Raw genomic sequence first — 21,565 nt, forward strand, 5'->3', positions numbered from 1 at the left:
CGTCGGCCTTGAACCACGTTGACGCCATCGTGCATTCGCTTGGACCGTATTGATTGACCACTGTTACTTGAAGGCCAAACGCCTTATGCACCTGTTCACATACACTCGCCTCTAGCGGCTCACCAGAGGTCAAGATAGTGTTCAACGAGGATGCAATGGGACCCTTCGGTACACTTTCACAAAGACTACGCAAAAGGCTTGGCGTGATACTCAACAGTTTCGTCACGGACCTTTCGCGAATCACCGATATATATTGGCCTGGCTCTTTCGCCTGCTCATTGGGCACGATGATCACGCGCGCGCCTGCTATCAACGGACCAAACAAGTCGCGCACACAGGGGTCAAAGGCAAGACCCGTAATATTTAAAATAGTATCCGCACACGTGATGGCGTAATGGCGAGTCAGAAAACTTAAATAATTGACAACGCCACGATGCGAATGCATCACCCCTTTAGGCTGACCTGTCGAACCTGACGTATAAATAATGTAGGCAAGGTGCTCGGCCGTTACCCCACTGTCAAGTCGTGTCTTGGGACACGCGGCAATCTTGGCCCAATCCGTATCGAGATCAATACGTCGTGCCTCGATCTCAGGCAGCCTCGCTTCAAGATGGGATTGCGTCACCAAGACCGCGACGCTCGCCTGGCGCAACATAGACGTTAAGCGCTCGGCAGGATGGCTTGGATCCAGCGGCAAATATGCACCGCCCGCTTTCAGAATGCCTAATAGGCCAATGACTGCCTCAAGCGAGCGCTCGGCGCATAGTCCCACCACGACTTCCGGACCCACATCTAAGGTACGCAGGTAATGCGCCAGTTGGTTTGCCCTATCGTTTAATTCCGCATAGCTAAGCGTCTGATTCTCATAGACCAATGCCGTCACATCCGGCGTGCGCTCCACCTGCGCTTCGAACAATTGGTGAATACACCGATGCAATGGATAATCCTGTCGTGTCGCGTTCCATTCAACCAGCAGCCGATGCCGCTCTTCAGCATCGAGCAGGTCGATCCGGCCAATCGGTTGCGTGGCATTCGCAGCCAGCGCATGCACGCACCGAACAAGCCGACGCTGAAGCGCGTCGAGCTCTTCCACCGTATAGCATGCGGGATTCGCGTTAAAGTCGATCCTTAATTGACTACTGCCCGACGCCCAATAGGCGTCGAGCACCAGATCGTCAATCGGGCCATTGAGCAGATTATGGCTCGTCGACGGATACCCATCGAACGACATATCGTAGTCTAACGGCATCACATTAATCGTGGCACCGAATAGTGCTTGTCCTGGAGACAGCCCTAATCGTCGCCGTAGCACCTCGCTTGGGTAGCGTTGATATCGGAAGCCGCGCTGGATCTGCTGCGCAGCTTGCTGCAGCAATGACGACAAGTTCATTCCCGGCTGCATTGTGAAATGCAGCGGGATATCATGTGCCAGCGTGCCGAGGATGTACCGATCCGCGCCCAAGCGAGTCGTCACTGGCAAGCCCAGCACCACATCCTGCACGCCGGTCATCCGATGCCCATACACGGCCAGCGCAACGGTGAGAAGCTGGGCTAACCGCCCTGTATCCGACGTAAAGTCGCCTAGCGTCTGAGTCGGCAGGTAAGCTGTCTGGCGCAGCCGATGCTGCAAGAGTGGTGCGGCGCGGCTCACCAGCGTCGTGGGCTCGGGCCAATCGGCACATTGCTTGAGCCAATACGCTTCGTCTCTTTCTTGCTGAGTGGGCACCTGCTGCGCATCGCTGTCCAACAGCGGCAGAATCGAGCCAAACACACACGGCCCGGGCTCCTTGCCTGCGCGCATTGCGCTGTACACCCGCGCGACGCGTTGCGCGATGAGTACAGTGCCATAGCCGTCTATGATGATATGGCAGTAACGCTGATACCAAATCCATTGTTCAAAAGCGACTTTCAGTAACGCATAGCAAAAGAGTGGGCCCTGCACGAGATCCACCGGCTGCTCACACTCGGCGCGCATCCAGTCTTGCGCGCTTGTATGAGGATCAGCCGTTTCACTGAAATCCAACACCGGCATCGACCATGCGGGGGAGCCCATTGTCTGCCGCAGCCCCTCGCTACTATCGACAAATTGCAAGCGCAGGCTGTCCGCCTCGCCGATGACTTGGCACACTGCGGCTTCAAACACAGCCGGATCGATCGCGCCTTCGATCAATGTGTATTGGGCAATGTTGTAGACTGGACTGTCTGGATGAAACTGTTGCGCGAGCCAAATTTCCTTTTGCTCCGAAGAAAGCGAATATGTCGCAAGGGGTGTCGCGCTAACAGCCATCAATCCATCTCCATTTCAGATCAACGATTTATTCGATTTGAGATACGTGATTCGCCCCTCCCCCACGTATTGAGGTACCGTCAAGGCTCGGGCCATATTGTACGCCAGCGGCCTATAACCTTTACCCGGCTTACCTTGGTGAAAAATTGCTTATCAGGTGCGACTGCTACCAGGGCTGCATTTTTTAACTACTTGATTCGATTAGTTGTGCACTGCAGCTATCATAATGCAATGGACTTTACCCATCCGAACCACAGCGGCATAGTCCGCCTAGCCGGATAACGAGCGGCATCAAACCAGTATGAGAAAAGGAATCCTTATGAGTTGCATAGCTACCGTGATTGGTCTGGATATTTCGAAGGATGTATTCGTCGCCTTGAGACGCGACAAACAGGGGCGTGAGACGTTCAGAAAAAAACGCTCCCGACATCAGGTACTGGCTTTTTCGCAAGAGCGAGGCCAGCCGAGATGCTAAGCTGTTCAGTGCCGCGGCAACGCAAGCGCCTCGTGCAACACATCGGAAAGTCGCGAGCACTCCTGCGCCCATTCGGGTGCGAAATCCCGCGGCGCGCGCACTGCGGTATGCTTTCCAAAACAGCTCCGGCGGCCGGTCGTTTTTGCGGTAGTCCATGCAGGCCCGCGACCTCGTGCGCGTGATGTGTCTTCATCCATTCGACGATCTGCACCGCCTCGTCCAGATCCTGTTCCCCACCTTGCCGTGTGCTGTCAAGATCGGCCTATAGTGAGCCATATCATTGTCAAATAGGTAGATAAAGGATATTTTGTCATTTAACAAATCTGTTTCCTACCTAAGACGAAAGGAGAACTCGAATTCTATGTAAGCTAAATGGGAGCGTGCGCCCTTGTCTCTTTAAGTCCTTCTTCACCATCGTATTGATTGGAACATCGGCCGCACTTTCCCGCTTCATGTTGTCGTTGAGCTTTTTGCCATCGACAGTGCCATCACCGCCCGTGATCTTGTCTAATACCTTCTTACCGTAGTCCGTGACATCCTGGACCTCCATGTTTTCCACAGCGCCCATTGGGTTCACCCGCCCTGGGCCGACCTTCTCGTCCGGGCTGACCCAGCCATGCACATTCTCATCCGAGGCCCCAGCCCGCCTCGGGATGTTGCCCTTGTTTCTCGAATCAAGCTGGCCGTGCACCTCGTCCCTGGAACGGGCGAACGAGGGATGGCGCGCTGGTATCGACGTTCAGCGCACCGGCATCACCGTAGCCGGCTAGCTAGCTTCGGACTGGTCACTTCTCATGCTGGTAACGGAGAAATTGCGCTCGTTGCGCGCGGCCTCATCCAAACCGTGCTGGGTTGAAACCTCACGGCTACGGCCCTGCTCTGCCGAGTAGGTCTTGCGCGAGTCGGGGCCGAATCCACCATTGAAGAGTGCCGCCTACCATCGGGCGCCAATCCGCTCACCAGTGGCTGCCTGATACGCGGCGCAGAACTTGCGGCCCACGTCGACGGCAGCCGAGTCGTAGCGCGCGCTGTCCAGTTGCACGTCGTTCCCCGTCGTGCAATCGACAACGGCACTTGCCACCCATGTGTACAGCGCAAGCCGCGCCAGACGCCACGTCGTATGGGTATGAAGAAGGACGCGAAACGGCGCACCAAGCCGGCTCAGGCACCGGCATCGCGGTGAGTCCAGGTGAATTGGCCCCGGCATCTCGGCAAAGCCAGGCGGTCCGGCCCCGGCCCACGCAGGCCTAGCGAAGATCAAGCGCGACGTCGACGATCATGTCCTCCTGGCCGCCCACCATCTTGCGGCGGCCAAGTTCAACCAGAATGTCAACGGTCTTCAGGCCGTACTTCTGAGCGGCCACCTCAGCATGACGCAGAAAACTCGAATACACGCCGGCATAGCCAAGCGCAAGCGTTTCGCGATCGACGCGCACCGGACGGTCTTGCAACGGCCGCACCAGGTCATCGGCTGCGTCCATCAGCTGGTACAGGTCGCAACCGTGGTTCCAGCCCTGCTTGTCAGCAGCCGCAATGAATACCTCGAGCGGCGCATTGCCCGCCCCGGCACCCATTCCGGCTAGGCTCGCATCGATGCGGTCACATCCTTCTTCGAGCGCAACCAGCGAATTGGCCACGCCAAGACTCAGGTTATGGTGCGCGTGGATGCCGGTCTGCGTATCGGCACGCAACACCTCCTTCAGCGCGCGGAACCGGTCACGCACGTCGTTCATGCCGAGCGCGCCACCGGAGTCGACCACATAGATACAGCTCGCGCCATAGCTTTCCATCAGCAGCGCTTGCTCGGCCAGCTTCTGCGGCGTGGTCATGTGGCTCATCATCAGGAAACCGACCGGGTCCATGCCCAGTTCCCGGGCGTACTCCAGGTGTTGTCGCGAGACATCGGCCTCGGTACAGTGCGTCGCCACGCGCACGATACGTGCGCCGGCGTCGTACGCATTGCGCAGGTCGTGGATCGTGCCGATGCCAGGCAACAGCAGCGTGGCGATTTGGGCCCTCGTCACGCTTTGCGCGGCGGCCTCGATCCATTCAACGTCGCTGTGCGCGCCAAATCCATAGTTGAAGCTAGAGCCTTGCAGCCCGTCGCCATGCGCGACCTCAATGCTGTCCACGCCGGCACGGTCCAGCGCGGCCGCGATCGCGCGCACGTTCTCCACGCTGTACTGGTGCCGTATGGCGTGACTGCCGTCGCGCAACGTCACGTCGGAGATATACAGTTTCTTGCCGGTGTGGCTCATTGTGCGGTCTCCCGATGGCCGCGCGCCATGCCCGTGTCGAGGCGGCGGCGCGCGATCAAATCGCCGCATGCAAGCGCGGCCGATGTCATGATGTCTAGATTGCCGGCATACGACGGCAAATAGTGCGCCGCGCCTTCGACCTCCAGGAACACGGACGTCTTCAGACCATGCGCGAGTCCGATGCCGGGCACGTTCAGTGGACGCTGCGGCACAATCTCATCAAATTGGACCTTCTGTTTGAGCCGGTATCCCGGCACGTAGGCTTGTACGCTTTGCACCATTTGCTCGATGCTTTGCTCGACCCGCTGCGTATCGACGTGCTCGGACAGCACAAACACCGTATCGCGCATGATCAGCGGCGGCTCCGCCGGATTGAGGACAATGATTGCCTTGCCGCGCGTGGCACCGCCCAACGACTCGATCGCGCGGCGCGTGGTCTCGGTGAATTCGTCGATGTTCGCGCGCGTGCCGGGTCCCGCGGACTTGCTGGCGATCGACGCAACAATTTCCGCATAGTGAACCTTAGCTACGCGCGAGACCGCCGCCACGATCGGTATTGTCGCCTGGCCGCCGCACGTGACCATATTGATGTTCGACGCGGTCTCGGCCTGCAGGTTAATCGCCGGAATCACGAATGGCCCAATCGCGGCTGGCGTCAGGTCGATCACCTGCACGCCATGGGCCTGCAGGATCTCATTGTGCCGCGCATGCGCGGCGGCAGACGTCGCGTCGAACACGATGTCGACGTCGTCAAACACATCCAGCTCGAGCAATCCATCGATGCCCCGCGCAGTTGTCGCTACGCCGAGCCGCGCAGCCCGCGCCAACCCGTCGGACTGCGGATCGACGCCCACCATCGCACCCATCTGTAGGTGCTTGCCGTTGCGCATCACCTTGATCATCAGGTCGGTGCCGATATTGCCCGAGCCGATAATGGCGACCTTCACCTTTTGCGTCATGCTTGTGCTCCAATCGTACGGTTTCTTGCTAAGTGGCGCGCGCTGCGAAACATGCGCCGCTTAGTCGGCCACGTGGAATCCGGCGCTACCCAGCCGCTCGATGTCGATCGACACATACTGACCCGGCGCGATGTACTCGGCCGAAGTCGCGCCACCCGCCATCACGATCCAACCGGCTTGCAGCGGCTCGCCGGCCTGCGCGGACAAGCGCGCGGCCGCCACCAGCGAACGCAACGGGTGGCCGAGCAATGCCGCGCTCGAGCCGACTTGCTTGACCTGTCCGTCAATGTTCAGTGTCAAGCCCAGGTTCGAGAAGTCGATGTGCGGATCACACCACGCGCCAATCACAAAGCCACTGGACGAGGCGTTGTCAGCAATCACCTCGGGCAACGTGAACTTGAAGTTCTTGTAGCGCGAATCGATAACCTCGATCGCCGGCGCGATCGCCTCCACGGCGGCCAACGCCGCAGGGGCCGTCACATCTGCGGCCAGCGGCCGCTTGAGCAGAAATGCGATTTCCGGCTCCACGCGCGGATGCACGAAGCGCCTGAACGACACCGATGCGCCTTCCTCGAGCTGCATGGCGCAGGTCAGCCTGCCCCAGATCACGTCGGACAATCCCATCTGAAGCATCTTCGCGCGACTCGTAAAACCCATCTTCACGCCCACCCTGTGCTCGCCGCGCTCGAGCCGCCGCGCAATTGACGTGGCCTGAATCGCGTAGGCGTCCTCCAACGACAGACGAGCGTCGAGATCGAACTGCTCGACCTCGTGCGCGTCGCGCGCCGCCGTATCGAGCAGTGTGGCGTATTCAGTAATGAAGCTCATCGATGGGCCTCGTTCGAATCACGTTCAAAAACTGCCCGCACGGAACCAACACCATTGATGCGAGCTTGGACAACGTCGCCGGGCACGATCGGGACCATCGGCCCGAGCGCACCGGACAACACTAGGTCGCCGGCCTTGAGCGGCGTGCCCAAGGCCGCCATCGTGCGGGCGAGCCACACGAGTGCGTTGACGGGACTGCCCAGGCATGCGGCGCCTGCGCCGACCGACACCGGCTCGCCGCGGCGCTCCATCACCATGCCGCACAACCGCATATCGAACGCGGCAACGCTTACCGGCGTATTGCCTAGCACAAAAGCCCCCGACGACGCGTTGTCGGCAATCGTATCGGTGATTCGGATATTCCAATTCGCGATGCGGCTGCCGACGATATCAATCGCCGGCAACGCATAGTCGATGGCGCGCAGCACGTCCACATGACTGGGACGAACCGTCTCAATATCCTTACCGATGATGAACGCGATTTCGGCCTCGGCCTTTGGTTGCGCGAGCACCGACGTGGGAATCGGCTCGCCGTCGCCAAAAGCCATGTCATCGAACAGCATGCCGAAGTCGGGCTGGTCCACGCCGAGTTGCTGCTGCACCGCGACCGACGTGAGGCCGATCTTGCAGCCGATCACGCGCTGCCCGCGCGCGATACGCCACTCAGTGTTCTCACGTTGGATTGCATAGGCCGAATCGATCGACAACGACGGCCAGGTGTCACGAAGTGGTGCAATGTACTCGCCGCTGCTGGCCGCCATGCGCAGTGCCGCGGCCGCCTGCTGGATCTGTTGGGGCGTCATGTCAGGCCCTCCGCTCCGGCTGCGCAGCCGCTTCGTCCTTCGTGTGCGCACCGATCGCCCAGTGCACGGCCGGCACTTGGGTTGCATACACACGAATGCTCTGCAGCGGTGCGCCAAGCGTCTCGTGCACCGTGACGGCGACCGCCTTGACGCAAGCCTTGACCGCTGCTTCACTGCGGCCCTCGACCAGCGAGATATGTACGATTGGCATCGAACTTCCCTTGAAATACTGAGCCCACCAGGCGCGGACGCGCCAACACGGTAACGATCTTGCCAACCGCCGGACATACCGTCCAATACTGTTTTTTTACGTTACGATACCAAAACGGTATGACATAACGGGATGCGAACGATGGATCTGAAGCAAATGCGGTACTTCCTCGCAGTCGCACAGGAACGCAATTTCGGACGCGCCGCCCAGCGTCTGCATATTGCGCAGCCACCATTGACGCGACATATCCATGCCCTGGAGGCGCAGCTGGGCGTCACGCTGTTCGTGCGCAGTGCGCGCGGCGCGGAGTTGACTGAGGCGGGACGCACGCTGCTCGCCGAAGTGCCCAACATCCTGGCGCTAGCCCAAAGAGCTACCGAGCAGACGCAACTCGCCGGCCAGGGGCTGATCGGACGACTGGACGTGGGCATCTTCAGCTCCGGCGTCCTGCAGGTGATTCCGCAGTTGCTCGCCACCTTTCATACCGAACGGCCACGGATTAAGATAGGACTGCACAATCTGACCAAGGCCCAGCAGCTCGATGCGCTGCGCGAGCGCCGGATCACGATCGGCTTCAACCGGCTGGTGCCACACGATGACGACATTGCCGTCGAGAAAGTACTCGAGGAGCCGTACCTCGTCGCGCTGTACGATGGTCATCCGCTATGCAGGAAGGAGCGAATACGACTGCGCGACCTGGACGGCGAGCCGATGATCCTATACCCGAACGCGCCCGTGCATGGGCTCGCCCAAGAAATCGCGGCCGCCTTTAAGCAAGCACGTGTGACGTTGCGGGTGGAACAGGAGGTGGAGGATGTGGTGACCTGCATCGCGCTGGTGGCCAGCCGGTTCGGCGTCTGCATCACCACGGCTTCTGCCGCCAACCTGCGCTTGCCGGGCGTCACCTACCGGCCGTTGCAGTCGCGACGCATGCGCCACATCGAACTCAGTTGCCTGTATCGGCGCGACGACGATACGCCGATTCTGCATGCATTCCTGGACGTGATCCGGCGACGCCGCCATGCCGGCAAGCACTAGGGGTCGTTAACACACAATCAATGTGTTTCCATTTTGATTCTCAACGGGAATCAGGATGGTGCGCAGACTGATGAGTGACACGCAATGGGCGAAGATCGACTATCTGTTCGCTTTCGACTATTTTATGGTGCAGCATCGCTTCGCGTTGCATGTATCTGACCTCTTACCGAGCTTGCTAATGGACTTTGATCTAAACGCCGCTTTAAACAACCAGCAAACCTATCTGTGCGCGTTGGCAGCCTGCCCGGCACCCGCCGACTCGACGCCGCCGCCATTGACGCCGTCAAGCGGTGCCCTGGCTGGCAGGTCGGCCACCGGGCCCACCACCTATCAGGACCTACCGCCCGAAGTGATTCAGCGGATCGGTGACTACGTGCCCATTCAAGACATAGGACATTTCTCGGCAATCGATCGCCATACGTATCGTTCAATGTATGACCGGCGGCTTGTCTGGCACTATTGGCAACGTGCTAACCAAGCCACGAGCTTGGCGTCAGTCAACCAGCTGCTCGATGAGATGGAGCGCACGCTCCACCAGCCAACGCAGCAGGTCGGGCCCATTGAGTCGCTGCGCCGGCGTCTGCGCACATTGCCGCAGGCCGAGCGCGTCGACGCGTTTAAGCGAGTGTTCTCGGCCGCGGACCGCCTTCCAGAATACGGCGTGCGGATACAAAGGGTAATGCTGCTCACGTTACGTCATCTTTTCGATAACCGTGCATTGTCTGGGCACGAGTTTCAGGAGTTGTTCGACTTTGTTCACGCAATGGCAGCGCAGCGCGGGCCCGAACAAGAAAATTTCTGGCCAGAACTGGCATACGCATTAGCGACTAGCTGGACTTGCCCATTCGACGCGTTTCTTGGGTATTATCAGGCGCTTTTCTCTCGGTTGCCATCGTTAAGCATACCTGAGCAAGCGGCCTTGATTCCGGTATTGTGCAAAGCATTATTTTATTTTAAACCTAGAGAATGGCGCGTGAACATTCCTGAACTGCATGCGGCTTTACGCGAACGGGCCCGGCAGCTGCCACCGTCTCATCAAGGCACATCAGTCGGCGCGTTGGCGAGTAAAATTTGGAGATTGCCGCCAGCGGAGCAATTCACGATCTACGCAGAGCTGCGCGATTGGGCCTTATCGCTGCCCGACGATCAGTGGGGAGCCGCCCTATCGCTGCCAGACGAGGAGTGGGGATCTCCGCAGTGTTTCCTAAAAGGACTCTATAGGTTGCCGCCCGAACTACGTGCGCAGGAGTTCGCGCTAATTGAGCCCCAGCTGGCGCGCGTACCCGCGGCACAGCGTGAGCAGGTGGCGCTTGGATTGCTTTTCGATATCCATCTCCATAATTTGGATAATGCGCTGGCGCAGCGGGTGTGGCAGCAGGCGTTAAGTCTGCTCAATGGCGTGGATGCGGCAACGTTCTCGCGCTTTCTTTGCAAGCTTCGGGAGAACGCTCCAATAGCTCCGCACTTTCACCAATGGCCATTGGTTAAGGCTGAGATTATCCACTTTATACAAACCAATCAATTCTCTGAGGCGGCGCGGACACAAATCAGGAACAGTATGCCATGGCTCAAAAGTGAGTTGCCTTAACAGCAGCTTCGGCACGCACAACTTGGCCGGCTGCAACGTCAGGCTGACGCTAGGCCAGCCATCATTGACATCGCCGCAATACTGTGATTCCATTGTCCACATGAACCGCGCACCGATCCGTCTATCGCTACGACTACTAGCCTGCTTGTTCGGGCTAGGTCTGTTTGCGCGCGTTTCATGGCAGCTTCATTAACGAAGCCTCCCTGAATCCCCTGATTTAACTACCTGGCCCCGGTAACCGACCGGCGGTCTTGTTCGTCCATGCCTTCCGGTCGCCATGCCGGCCCGATGTTTTTCGACCCTTGGCGAGACGAACCATGCTGAAAGACCCTTCAATTAAATACCGTCCTTTTACGCCGATCGAGCTGCCGGATCGTGTCTGGCCCACGCGCACGATCACCCGCGCGCCAATCTGGATGAGCACCGATTTGCGCGACGGCAACCAGGCGCTGTTCGAGCCGATGGACGCCAAGCGTAAGATGCGTCTGTTCAAGACGCTGGTCGCCATTGGTTTTAAAGAGATCGAAGTCGCATTCCCCTCCGCCTCCGAAACGGATTTCAACTTCGTGCGTGAGCTGATCGAAGGCGGCCACATCCCCGATGATGTGACAATCGAAGTGCTCACACAGGCGCGCGAAGACTTGATCGAGCGTACGTTCGCGTCGCTGTACGGGGTCCCGCGTGCGATCGTCCACCTGTACAACGCCACGGCGCCGGCATTTCGCCGCATCGTATTCGGCACTGACCGCCATGGCGTACGACAACTGACGGAGCGGGCCGCCCGCTTGATCAAGCAACTCGCGGACGCGGCGCCTCAAACGCAGTTCACGCTGCAATACAGTCCGGAGACTTTTACCGCGACCGAGTTGGACTTCGCCAAGGAAGTCTGCGATGCGGTGTTCGACATCTGGCAGCCAAGCCCCGAGCACAAAGCCATCGTCAACCTGCCCGCCACCGTCGAGATTGGGACACCGAATTTCTACGCGGACCAGATCGAATGGATGCATCGTCACCTGGCGCGGCGGGACTCGCTGATCCTGTCCGTGCATCCGCATAACGACCGCGGCACGGCCGTCGCCGCAGCAGAACTCGCGGTCATGGCCGGCGCGGACCGGATTGAAGGATGCCTGTTCGGCAACGGCGAGCGCACGGGTAACGTCGATCTCGTGACACTCGCGCTGAACCTGTATACGCAGGGCGTCGATCCGGGCCTGGACTTTTCGCAGATCAACGAGATCGCGCGCACCGCCGAAGCCTGTACCCAACTGCCTGTGCATCCACGCCACCCATACGCTGGTGACCTGGTGTTCACCGCGTTCTCGGGCTCCCACCAGGATGCAATCAAGAAAGGCTTCGCCGCGCAGCAGGCCAATACCGTCTGGGAAGTCCCTTACCTGCCCGTCGATCCGGGCGACCTGGGCCGCACCTATGACTCGATCATCCGCGTCAACAGTCAATCCGGTAAGGGCGGTATCGCCTACCTGCTCGAACAGGGCTATGGCATCGCGCTGCCACGGCGATTGCAAGTCGATTTCAGTGCCGCGGTACAGCGGCACACCGACGACAGCGGCCAGGAGGTCAGCGCCGCACAAATCTGGACGCTGTTCCAGCAGGAATATGCGCGCAACGATGCGCCGCTGCGCTACATCGGCCATGAATTGTCCAAGCACGAGGGCGGCGAATTCATCGCCGTCACGGTCCAGATTCATGACCTCCAACAGATTCTGACGGGCACGGGCAACGGTCCGCTCGATGCACTGATGCACGCGCTGCGCACGCCGCTGCACATCCAGCATTATGAGGAACGCGCGTTAACGCAGGGCGCTGACGCGCAGGCCATCGCGATCGCCGAACTGGCCGGCCCCGGCGTATGCGGCAGCGCGTTTGGCGTCGGCATCGATGCGAACCTGACGACTGCGTCGATCCGCGCAGTCGTGAATGGCGTGAATCGAGCGTATGCGCGCTGTGACGCCACAGGGCAACGCACGTTCTTCGATGCCGCACAGCGGGCATCGGCCAACGCCGGCATCAGCCGGGCTGCGTAACACCCCGGCTCAACGCATGGACGAGCGCCCAGCAACGCGATACACCGAGTTGCGCTCCGAGTATCGCCTTCGCATTAAGTGCCGCTTTCGCGCTGCGTATTGCGACAGGTGCAGTCTCGTTGCGGCACCCGTCGCGCAGCGCGCGGCACGCATCGTGTCCAACGCGGCGCAATGCCGCAATGAACAGAAACAATCGTCATGGAACGGTAGCCGGCACCCGTGGTCCAACCCCCATCATTTGGCATCGCCGCCCGGCGGCATCCCCTTGCCGGCGGCCAGCATTGCAAAAACCTTGCAGACACCCAGCGCATGAACGCCGATACCGACAATACGCCGTCACCGCGCAAGCCATTGTTGCGCCGACTGTTGAGCCACCATGAGATAGCCACGCTGTTGCTGTTGCTGCACGCGCCAGCCGGCGCGCTCGCTGCCAAGCCGGATGTCGCCACGCTGGCGGAGGCCGGCCTAGTGCGCATCGTCGATTCGTCGGAGAGCGGATCGCACGTCGAGCTAACTGCCGAAGGCAATGCGGTGCTGCGCACGTTGACTGCATCGCGCTGACCGCGCCATCAGCGTCCTGGACATCACGGGGACGTCGCAGCGGATCTGGCCACGCGCCGCCGCGATGCCAACCCGCCGCCGCCGAGTTGGCACACGAGCAGCCTGACCAGCCTCAACGCGTAGCCGCCGAGTTTTATCATAAGGGTTCGGATGTCATGCAGATGGTCGATCAGCAACGCCAGCAACTGATCGATTTCATTGCGCGCGTGCTTGCGCAGCAAACCGACAAGCGCAACGCGACACGCATGGCGCGCCATTGCATGCTGCTGTTCGACGGGGCGATCGTCGCGGCGCAGACGAGGGGGCGGACCGGCGCCGCAATGGAAGCGTGGAACATTGCCCGGCAATGGTTGTCGGCAACCGACGCGTCGCGCAAGCTCGCCTGAGCGGGCGCACAACGTGGGCCTGTCGGTGGCGACGCTCAGCCGTTCAGGCCACGCTCCAGGTCACGCTTTAGGTCATCGACTCCTTCAAGACCGACCGACATCCGAATCAAACCTTCGGTGATACCAGCAGCCGCTCGGGCCTGCGGCGTAATCCGCGCATGCGTGGTGGTCGCTGGATGGGTCAGCGTGGTGCGCGTATCGCCAAGGTTACCCGTGATCGAGCAGATCCTCGTGCCGTCGATCACGCGCCATGCATTGGCGCGCAGCTGCTCGGGTGAGTCACCCTTAAGCTCAAACGATACGATCGCGCCGCCGGCACGCTGCTGACGCCGTGCAAGCACGTGCTGCGGATGCGACTGGAGCCCCGGATAGAAGACCCGGTTCACCGCGGGATGCGCCTCGAGCCAACGCGCTAGCTCAAGTGCGTTGGCGCATTGCCGCTCGAGTCGCACGTGCAGCGTCTCCATGCCCTTAAGCAGCACCCATGCGTTGAACGCGGATAGCGTCGGGCCGGCACTGCGCACGAACGGAAACACCTTCTCCATCAACAGCTGGCGCTGCCCGACCAGCGCGCCGCCGAGCACACGACCTTGGCCGTCCAGGTACTTGGTGGCCGAGTGCATCACCACATCTGCCCCGAGCTTCAGCGGCTGCTGCAACGCCGGGCTGCAAAAGCAGTTGTCAACGACGAACAACGCCCCTGCCTGCTTCGCGATCCGGCTCACCGCTTCGATGTCCGACACCTCGGTGAGCGGATTGGACGGCGTCTCCACGAAAAACATCCGCGTGGCGGGCGTCACCGCGTCGCGCCAGGCCTGCAGGTCGGACGGGTCGACGAACGTCGTCGTGATGCCCAGCCGCGGCAGCATCTGGGCGAACATACCGAGCGTCGAGCCGAATAGGCTCCGGGAACTGACGATGTGTTCTCCGGCCTGCAGCACCGACAATACGATTGACAGGATAGCGCTCATGCCGGAAGCGGTCGCGATGCAAGCCTCGCCGCCTTCGAGCGCCGCCAGACGGTCCTGAAACATCGATACCGTCGGATTTGTGAAGCGCGAATAAGTGAAGCTGTTTTCGGAGTCGGCAAAGCGCTCGGCGGCCTGCGCCGCGCTGTCGAAACAAAAGCTCGAAGTCAGCAGCAACGCTTCAGAGTGCTCGTTGAACGGCGTGCGCCGCGTACCGGCACGCACCGCCAGCGTATCGCTGGACAATCCTTGCAGATCCCCGTCGTGCGGATGGAGAAAATCGTTCATGGATAACGTTCGCCGATGGGCTGCGTGCTCATTCAACCGCCAAATGCAGGTGTAGTTGTGAGCGGTCGTTGCCTTCGCCGGCCGCATCACGGTCCGACTGTGACGCCAGATTGAGCCGCACCCGTTCGATCTTGCTCAGATACTCGGTCGTCACGTCGCCGGTGATGTAGTGGCCGTCGAAGCACGATGCCTCGAAATTTTGCAGTTGTGGATTCGTGTCACGCACCGCCTGCTTCATGTCCTCGACGTCCTGGTAGACGAGCGCATCGGCGCCGATGATCTGCGCCACTTCCTGGTCGGTCCGACCGTGCGCCACCAATTCAGCGCGGGTCGGCATATCGATGCCATACACATTCGGGAACCGCACTGGCGGTGCCGCCGAAGCAAAGATCACCTTGTTCGCGCCGGCGTCGCGCGCCATTTGCACGATCTCCTGTGACGTGGTGCCGCGCACGATCGAGTCGTCGACGATCAACACGTTACGGCCCTTGAACTCGACCGCCATCGCGTTGAGCTTTTGACGCACCGACTTCTTGCGCACTGCCTGGCCAGGCATGATGAAGGTGCGGCCAACATAGCGGTTCTTGAAGAACCCCTCGCGATATTCGATGTTGAGCTTCTTGGCGACCTGCATCGCCGCCGGCCGCGACGAATCAGGAATCGGCATCACGACATCAATTTGCACGCCGGGCAGCGTGCGTTTGATCTTCTCGGCTAAGTAATCGCCCATGCGCAGCCGCGCGTCGTAGACGGGCACGCCATCGAGCACCGAGTCGGGCCGCGCCAGGTAGACCAGTTCGAAGATACACGGGTTCAGGCTAGGATACTGCGCACATTGCTTGGCGTGCAACGTGCCATCCATACCGATGAACACGGCTTCGCCGGGCGCCACGTCCCGTACAAATTCGAAACCGATGCCCTCGAGCGCGACCGATTCGGACGCGATTATCCATTCGGTGCCCTGCGCGGTGTCGTGCTTGCCGATGGCCAGCGGCCGAATTCCATGCGGATCGCGAAACGCCAGCAATCCGTATCCGGCAATCAACGCGACAATCGCATAAGAGCCCTTTACGCGCCGATGCACCCCGGACACCGCCTTGAAAATCGCGTCGGGCTCCAGCGAGAATCCGGTCGTGGCCAACTGCAACTCGTGTGCGAGCACGTTAAGCAGCACCTCGGAATCGGAACTCGTGTTGATGTGCCGGCGGTCGATGCGGAACATTTCGTCCTTGAGTTGTTCCCAGTTCGTTACGTTGCCGTTGTGCGCGAGGATGACGCCGAACGGTGCATTCACGTAGAACGGCTGGGCCTCCTCCGCACTGCTCGCCGAGCCGGCGGTCGGGTAGCGGACTTGGCCGATCCCGCAGTTGCCGGGCAGCGAGCGCATGTTGCGCGTACGGAACACGTCGCGCACCATGCCGTTTGCCTTATGCATGTGGAACGTGCTGCCGTTGGCCGTCGCAATGCCGGCCGCATCCTGGCCGCGATGCTGCAACAGTAGCAGGCTGTCATAGATTAGCTGATTGACGGGAGACTGGGAAATTACGCCTACGATGCCGCACATGGCATGTCCTTCAAAGAAATTGAATCCGGGTGCCGCTCAGAAATGCACGTACGCTGCGATCGCGGCCGGCAGGAACGGTTTCAGTTCGCGCACACCATGCTCGGCGTAAGGCCTGAACATCGCGTTGCGCCAAAAATCTTGTCGCGGCAGCTCGGTCAATCCGGCGACCGCCACCAATACGAGTACCAGCAGCACGCCTCGTATCAGCCCAAATAGTATGCCCAACGTGCGATCGACGCCGCGCAGCCCGCCGGCGTCGGCAAGCCGGGTAAGCAGCGCACCGATCACGCCAGAGACAACCAGTACAGCCGCCGCCAAGCCGAAGAACACAACCCAGTACTGCGTCAGCACGCCGCCAGGCCAGTTCGCCGGCACATAGCCCGCCAGTGCGGGTGCATAGATCGCGGCGACAATGAACGCGACGATCCACCCAACCAGGCCGAATACCTCCGCCAGCAGCCCCCGCCACATTCCGCGCAGCGCCGACAGGCCAATGAGCGCGACCACGGCGTAGTCGAAAGCGGTCAACGTCGCGTCCGTCACTTCGTCAGCCGCCCTCTACTGCGTACGCTTGCTACCGCCGCCCGCGGTCAGTCCGGCTTCGCGCACCTTCGCCACCGCGGCGGCAGCGGCCGAACGATCGGCGAAGGGCCCGGCGCGCAACAGGATGCGCTCACTGCCGTCGGACTGGCGCCGGCGCTCGACATAGGCCGGCACGCCGAGCGCCTTCAACCGGCCCACCCAATCCCGTGCAGCGGCATCGCTGCCCAGCGTGCCCAGTTGCACCACGTAGCGATTGCCAGCTGGCACATTCGGCGTGCCGCCGGGACTCGACGCGTCCAATGACGCAGCCGCGCTGCTTTGTGCTCGAGCGCGCCCAGATTCCATCGCGGTCTTGCCGCGCGGCGGCGTCGCGGTGGGCGGCGTGTCCGGCGCGGCGGCAGGCATCACATCGTCTTCATACGCATGCGACGATGCCAGCGCCCATTCGGGCCGCGCCGGAATCTGGATGGCGATGTCGTCGGTAAAGGGCTTTGGGTGGGAGTCGAGAATCATCGGCAGCGCAACCACGGCCGCCATGACCAGCGCGATCGCACCAACCAGACGCCGACGCGCGCGTTGTTTCTCAGGCAGCGTCGGATCAAGCAACATCGCATCCGGATCCGTGCGGCGCTCGGCACGCCGCTCACCGCGGCTCGTGCGGCCGGCGCGGCTCCCCGCGGTGGTCCGGGACGGGCCCGCGTCGTCTTTGCTGCCGAAGGAAAACAATCCCATATGTGGCTCGTGGCGGCGCCGGCAGGCCGGTCTGCCCGGCTCGCGCGCCGCGCGGATCAATGATGCTGCATCTTACGATAGGCCATCACGCCGGCTACCGTATAGAAACTGCCGAAAACCACGATTCTATCATTTTCGGACGCCCGGCTGAGGGCATCCTGATAGGCAAGCTGCGGATTCGCGAACTGCCGGATCGACGCGTCCGAGGGCGCGTCGGGGTCGCCGCGCGCCACACCTAGCGTCTCTAATGTCTGTTCGATGTCGAGCGCACGGGCCGCGCGCGTCGTGGGCAATTCAGTCACGCACCAATGATCGACCTCGCCTTTCAAGCGTGCGAGCACGCCGGCGATATCCTTGTCGGCCATCGCGCCGAACACCGCATAGGTGTACGGGAAATAACCCATGTTGCCCAGATTCTGTGCCAACACCGCGGCCGCGTGAGGATTGTGCGCGACATCCAGCACGATCGCCGGTTTGCCGGGCAGCACCTGGAAGCGCCCGGGCAGCTCGACGTTGGCCAGCCCGAGCCGGATATCCTGCGCGCTGACCGGCAGACGCTCGCGCAGCGCCTCGAGTGCAGCGAGCGCCGCCGCGGTATTGAGCAACTGGTTTGCGCCGCGCAGCGCCGGATAGGCCAGCGCCGCGCGTTTTAGCGTGCGGCCGCGATAGCTCCATTGCTGCCGCTCGCTGCCGGCATGACCCTCGTAATGAAAGTCGCGGTTGAACAGCCACAGGTCGGCGCCGATCGCCTCGGCATGCTCGACCACGCTATGCGGCGGCAGCGGATCGCCGACGATCGCCGGCTTGCCGGGACGAAAGATCCCCGCCTTCTCGCGGCCGATCTGCTCCCGCGTGTCGCCCAGGTAATGCTGGTGGTCCAGATCGACGCTGGTGATAACCGCACAATCGGCATCGATGATATTCACCGCGTCGAGCCGGCCGCCCAGGCCGACCTCCAAAATCACCGCATCAAGCTGGAGGGATACGAACAAGCGCATGATCGCCAGCGTCGTGAACTCGAAGTAGGTCAGCGACACCGGCTCGGGCAACGACAACCGTGCAGCCTCGACCGCTTCGAAATGCGGCAGCAGTTCGTCATCGGTCGCATTGCGGCCGTCCACGCGCGCACGTTCGTTGAACTCGAGCAGGTGTGGCGACGTGTGGCACCCGACGTGATAGCCGGCACGCAGCAGAATCGCTTCCAGAATCGCGCACGTCGATCCCTTGCCGTTGGTGCCGCCCACCGTGATCACCGGGCAGTTGAACTGCAGGCCGAGCGCCGCCTTCACGCGTCCAATGCGCGCCAACCCCATGTCGATGCCAACCGGATGGGCGGTTTCTAGATGCGCGAGCCAATCCTGAAGCGTTGCGAAAACAGTCATGACAGCCCCAGTGCCGAGCACCGCCGCTTCACGCGACCGCGTCCGCCGGCTGGTGCGTCAACAGCGCGATCAGCCGGGCGATTTCCTCGCGCATCTTGCGCCGATCCACGATCATGTCGATCGCACCTTTTTGCAGCAGGAATTCCGAACGCTGAAAGCCCTCCGGCAGTTTTTCGCGCACGGTCTGCTCGATCACGCGCGGACCGGCAAAGCCGATCAGCGCGCGGGGCTCGGCAATCACGACGTCGCCCAAGAACGCGAAGCTGGCCGACACGCCGCCCATCGTCGGGTCAGTCAGCACCGAGATGAACGGCAGCTTGGCCTCGGAGAGCTTTGTGAGCATCGCCGTGGTCTTGGCCATCTGCATCAGCGATAGCACGCTTTCTTGCATCCGCGCGCCGCCCGATGCGGCAAAGCAAATAAACGGGACTTGCTGCTCGAGCGCGTTCTTCGCCCCGCGCACGAAGCGCTCGCCAACGACCGAGCCCATCGAGCCGCCCATGAACGCGAACTCGAAGCAGGCGACCACCACCGGCAACGTGTGAATCGCACCGCCCATCACGACCATCGCGTCGGTCTCGCCGGTATCGTCCATCGCGTCCTTGAGCCGATCCGGGTATTTACGGCTGTCCTTGAACTTCAGCGCGTCGACCGGCACGATCTCCTGGCCGATTTCATAGCGGCCCTCCGGATCGAGCAACACGTCCAAGCGCTCGCGCGCACCAATCCGCATATGGTGATCGCACTTCGGACACACGTGCAGGTTGGCCTGCACATCATTGCGGTAAAGCACCGCCTCGCAGTTCGGGCACTTGACCCACAGTCCTTCCGGAATGCTCTTGCGGCTGCGCGGATCCGTTTGCTTGATCTTCGGCGGCAGCAGTTTATCCAGCCAACTCATGAAAGCTCCTCGATGGGTAGGTTCGTCGCGGCATACCGCCGGGCTCAGACCGCGTGGTCCAGCGCGTGCCGCACCTCGGCAACAAACGCCTTGAGCACGTGCGCGGCGTCCTGCCCGGGCGTCTGCTCGAGCAGTTGGACAATGCGGCTGCCGATCACGACCGCGTCGCTGACCTCGGCGATTGCACGGGCCGTGGCGGCATCGCGAATACCAAAGCCGACTCCAATCGGCAAAGGCACTCGCGCCTTGATGGCTGGCATTTTACCTGCGATGCTGGAAACGTCGAGATTTGCCGCACCGGTCACGCCCCTGAGCGACACATAATAGACATAGCCGCTCGCCACGCGTCCCACCGCGGCAATGCGCTCGTCGGTGGACGTCGGCGCGAGCAGGAAGATCGGATCGATGCCGTAGCCACGCATGGTATCGGCGAATTCGGCCGCTTCCTCGGGCGGGTAGTCAACCACCAGCACACCATCGACACCGGCCTCGCGCGCCGCGGCGCCGAACGCCTCGCGCCCCATCCGCTCGATCGGGTTCGCGTATCCCATCAGCACCACGGGTGTGTCACGGTCGCGCTCGCGAAACACGCGCACGTCGTCGAGCACGCGCCGCAGCGTGATGCCGCGCGCCAGTGCCCGCTCGGACGAGCGCTGAATCACGGGGCCATCGGCCATCGGGTCCGAGAATGGCACACCCAGCTCGATCACGTCGGCGCCGCCAGCGGCCAGCGCGTGCATGAACTCGACGGTGCGCGCCGGATCCGGGTCGCCCGCGGTCATGAATGGAATCAGGCCCTTGCGTCGATCGCGGGTCAGCGCCGCAAACTTCGTTTTAATTCGGGACATGGGGTAAAGTCTCGTCTAAAGTCGCACGGCCTGCCTCGAGCGCAGCCAATCGCCGGCGAGCAAGCGCGCAGTATTCAGGGTTAATCTCGTAGCCGACAAAGCGACGCTGGTGCCGCGCGCAGGCCACCGCGGTGGTGCCGCTGCCCATGAACGGATCGAGCACCAGACCGCCCGGCGGGCAACTGGACAGCACCATTCGCTCGATGATCTCCAGCGGCTTTTGCGTCGGATGCGCAACGCGCTCGGCATGCTGGCGGTGCAAGCGCGACACCGACCAGACGTCCTTCGGGTTGTAGCCGAGCTCGAGCCATTTGCTGCCTTCGAAAATGCGCCGCGAGCGGGCCTTCTTCGTGACAGGATCGTACGGAATACGCACCGGGTCCAGGTCGAAGTAATAGTCCTTCGACACCGCGAAAAAACCAATGTTGTCGTGCACCGACGTGAACCGGCGCGTCGTGCCACCCATGCTCGGCACGCGCCGGTCCCAGATAATCTCGTTGATCATCGTGAGCCGGCGCTTCAAGAAGCAGAAGATCTCCGGCGCGTATTGCCACGTGCAGAATACATACAGCGAGCCGCTCGGCTTGAGCTTTGGAATTGCCAATTCGAGCCAGCGGCAGGTCCACGCGATGAAATCCTGGCCGTTGCGCTTGTCCGAATCGTTGCCATAGTCCTTGCCCAGCCCGTATGGCGGGTCGGCCAGGATCAGGTCGATCGACTGGTCAGCCAGGCTGCCCACGTCGGTGAGGAAATCGCAATTGCGCAACGCTATCCCCGGCGGGATGGCGCGCGGCTGCAGCGCGTCGAGCGCCAGCGCGAAGTCGCACCCGCCGCCGGCCAGCGCGCCGCAATCATCGTCGGGTCCGGCTCGTTCGCTGAGTTCGTCGTCGCGCATCGTGA

General features: G+C 61.4%; 20 protein-coding genes and 1 pseudogene. 5 read left to right on the plus strand and 16 right to left on the minus strand.

Annotation, left to right across the window (positions count from 1 at the left end; genetic code table 11):
* From KPG66_RS09015 to KPG66_RS09050, 8 genes and pseudogenes are all read right to left on the minus strand, one after another.
* On the minus strand, positions 1 to 2,287 hold a 2,287-nt coding region (locus KPG66_RS09015; RefSeq protein WP_237070708.1), incomplete at its 3' end, for a non-ribosomal peptide synthetase.
* Positions 2,288 to 2,822: 535 nt separating this feature from the next.
* Positions 2,823 to 2,994: pseudogene (locus tag KPG66_RS09020) on the minus strand (adenosine deaminase); the annotation flags it as partial.
* 102 nt (positions 2,995 to 3,096) lie between these two features.
* Positions 3,097 to 3,453, minus strand: coding sequence for a hypothetical protein (locus KPG66_RS09025; protein WP_237070709.1), 357 nt, complete (start codon positions 3,451 to 3,453; stop codon positions 3,097 to 3,099).
* Positions 3,454 to 4,009: 556 nt separating this feature from the next.
* The gene (gene dmpG, locus KPG66_RS09030) at positions 4,010 to 5,020 is read right to left on the minus strand and encodes a 4-hydroxy-2-oxovalerate aldolase (RefSeq protein ID WP_041753701.1); all 1,011 of its coding nucleotides are present in this window, start codon (positions 5,018 to 5,020) and stop codon (positions 4,010 to 4,012) included.
* Entirely contained in the window at positions 5,017 to 5,979 is a 963-nt protein-coding gene (locus tag KPG66_RS09035; protein ID WP_013435814.1) for an acetaldehyde dehydrogenase (acetylating), read from the minus strand. Before KPG66_RS09035 ends, dmpG begins: the two co-directional genes overlap by 4 nt.
* 60 nt (positions 5,980 to 6,039) lie before the next feature.
* A complete protein-coding gene (locus KPG66_RS09040; protein ID WP_237070710.1) occupies positions 6,040 to 6,807 on the minus strand; it encodes a 2-keto-4-pentenoate hydratase in 768 nt (255 codons plus the stop codon).
* Positions 6,804 to 7,610 carry a 2-keto-4-pentenoate hydratase gene (locus tag KPG66_RS09045; RefSeq protein WP_237070711.1) on the minus strand — a complete coding sequence of 269 codons (807 nt, stop codon included), beginning with the start codon at positions 7,608 to 7,610 and terminating at the stop codon, positions 6,804 to 6,806. Before KPG66_RS09045 ends, KPG66_RS09040 begins: the two co-directional genes overlap by 4 nt.
* A 1-nt stretch (position 7,611) precedes the next feature.
* Positions 7,612 to 7,821 (minus strand): tautomerase family protein, encoded by a 210-nt coding sequence (locus KPG66_RS09050; RefSeq protein WP_041753703.1) that lies wholly within the window; start codon positions 7,819 to 7,821, stop codon positions 7,612 to 7,614.
* Positions 7,822 to 7,962: 141 nt separating this feature from the next.
* Here KPG66_RS09050 and KPG66_RS09055 point away from each other — a divergent pair, with 141 nt between their 5' ends.
* From KPG66_RS09055 to KPG66_RS09075, 5 genes are all read left to right on the plus strand, one after another.
* Entirely contained in the window at positions 7,963 to 8,859 is an 897-nt protein-coding gene (locus KPG66_RS09055; protein ID WP_013435818.1) for a LysR family transcriptional regulator, read from the plus strand.
* 70 nt (positions 8,860 to 8,929) lie between these two features.
* Positions 8,930 to 10,447 (plus strand): hypothetical protein, encoded by a 1,518-nt coding sequence (locus KPG66_RS09060; protein ID WP_237070712.1) that lies wholly within the window; start codon positions 8,930 to 8,932, stop codon positions 10,445 to 10,447.
* A 317-nt stretch (positions 10,448 to 10,764) separates the two neighbouring features.
* Complete coding sequence (gene leuA / locus KPG66_RS09065; RefSeq protein ID WP_237070713.1) at positions 10,765 to 12,492, plus strand: 2-isopropylmalate synthase; 1,728 nt, start codon at positions 10,765 to 10,767, stop codon at positions 12,490 to 12,492.
* A gap of 309 nt (positions 12,493 to 12,801) precedes the next feature.
* Entirely contained in the window at positions 12,802 to 13,053 is a 252-nt protein-coding gene (locus tag KPG66_RS09070) for a hypothetical protein (RefSeq protein WP_237070714.1), read from the plus strand.
* Between the two features lie 161 nt (positions 13,054 to 13,214).
* Positions 13,215 to 13,439 carry a hypothetical protein gene (locus tag KPG66_RS09075; RefSeq protein WP_237070715.1) on the plus strand — a complete coding sequence of 75 codons (225 nt, stop codon included), beginning with the start codon at positions 13,215 to 13,217 and terminating at the stop codon, positions 13,437 to 13,439.
* A gap of 35 nt (positions 13,440 to 13,474) precedes the next feature.
* Here KPG66_RS09075 and KPG66_RS09080 read toward each other — a convergent pair whose 3' ends face one another.
* From KPG66_RS09080 to KPG66_RS09115, 8 genes are read right to left on the minus strand one after another with little or no spacing between them, the layout of a single operon-like run.
* Positions 13,475 to 14,695, minus strand: coding sequence for an O-succinylhomoserine sulfhydrylase (locus KPG66_RS09080; protein WP_237070716.1), 1,221 nt, complete (start codon positions 14,693 to 14,695; stop codon positions 13,475 to 13,477).
* 28 nt (positions 14,696 to 14,723) lie between these two features.
* Entirely contained in the window at positions 14,724 to 16,259 is a 1,536-nt protein-coding gene (gene purF / locus KPG66_RS09085) for an amidophosphoribosyltransferase (protein WP_013435825.1), read from the minus strand.
* Between the two features lie 36 nt (positions 16,260 to 16,295).
* Positions 16,296 to 16,787: a CvpA family protein gene (locus KPG66_RS09090; protein WP_041754381.1), complete on the minus strand. Its 492-nt coding sequence runs from the start codon at positions 16,785 to 16,787 to the stop codon at positions 16,296 to 16,298.
* Positions 16,788 to 16,817: 30 nt separating this feature from the next.
* Positions 16,818 to 17,534, minus strand: coding sequence for an SPOR domain-containing protein (locus KPG66_RS09095; RefSeq protein ID WP_237070717.1), 717 nt, complete (start codon positions 17,532 to 17,534; stop codon positions 16,818 to 16,820).
* A 56-nt stretch (positions 17,535 to 17,590) separates the two neighbouring features.
* On the minus strand, positions 17,591 to 18,916 hold the full coding sequence (folC, locus tag KPG66_RS09100; protein WP_237070718.1) for a bifunctional tetrahydrofolate synthase/dihydrofolate synthase: 1,326 nt from the start codon (positions 18,914 to 18,916) through the stop codon (positions 17,591 to 17,593).
* Positions 18,917 to 18,944: 28 nt separating this feature from the next.
* Positions 18,945 to 19,817, minus strand: a complete 873-nt coding sequence (gene accD, locus KPG66_RS09105; RefSeq protein WP_013435829.1) for an acetyl-CoA carboxylase, carboxyltransferase subunit beta — start codon at positions 19,815 to 19,817, stop codon at positions 18,945 to 18,947.
* A gap of 44 nt (positions 19,818 to 19,861) precedes the next feature.
* Positions 19,862 to 20,665, minus strand: a complete 804-nt coding sequence (trpA, locus tag KPG66_RS09110; protein WP_013435830.1) for a tryptophan synthase subunit alpha — start codon at positions 20,663 to 20,665, stop codon at positions 19,862 to 19,864.
* Positions 20,652 to 21,560 carry a DNA-methyltransferase gene (locus KPG66_RS09115; protein WP_041754383.1) on the minus strand — a complete coding sequence of 303 codons (909 nt, stop codon included), beginning with the start codon at positions 21,558 to 21,560 and terminating at the stop codon, positions 20,652 to 20,654. The genes trpA and KPG66_RS09115 overlap by 14 nt, the downstream gene beginning before the upstream one ends.
* Positions 21,561 to 21,565: the final 5 nt, after the last annotated feature.

The sequence above is a fragment of the Mycetohabitans sp. B2 genome (assembly GCF_021733735.1).
Lineage (GTDB): Bacteria > Pseudomonadota > Gammaproteobacteria > Burkholderiales > Burkholderiaceae > Mycetohabitans > Mycetohabitans rhizoxinica.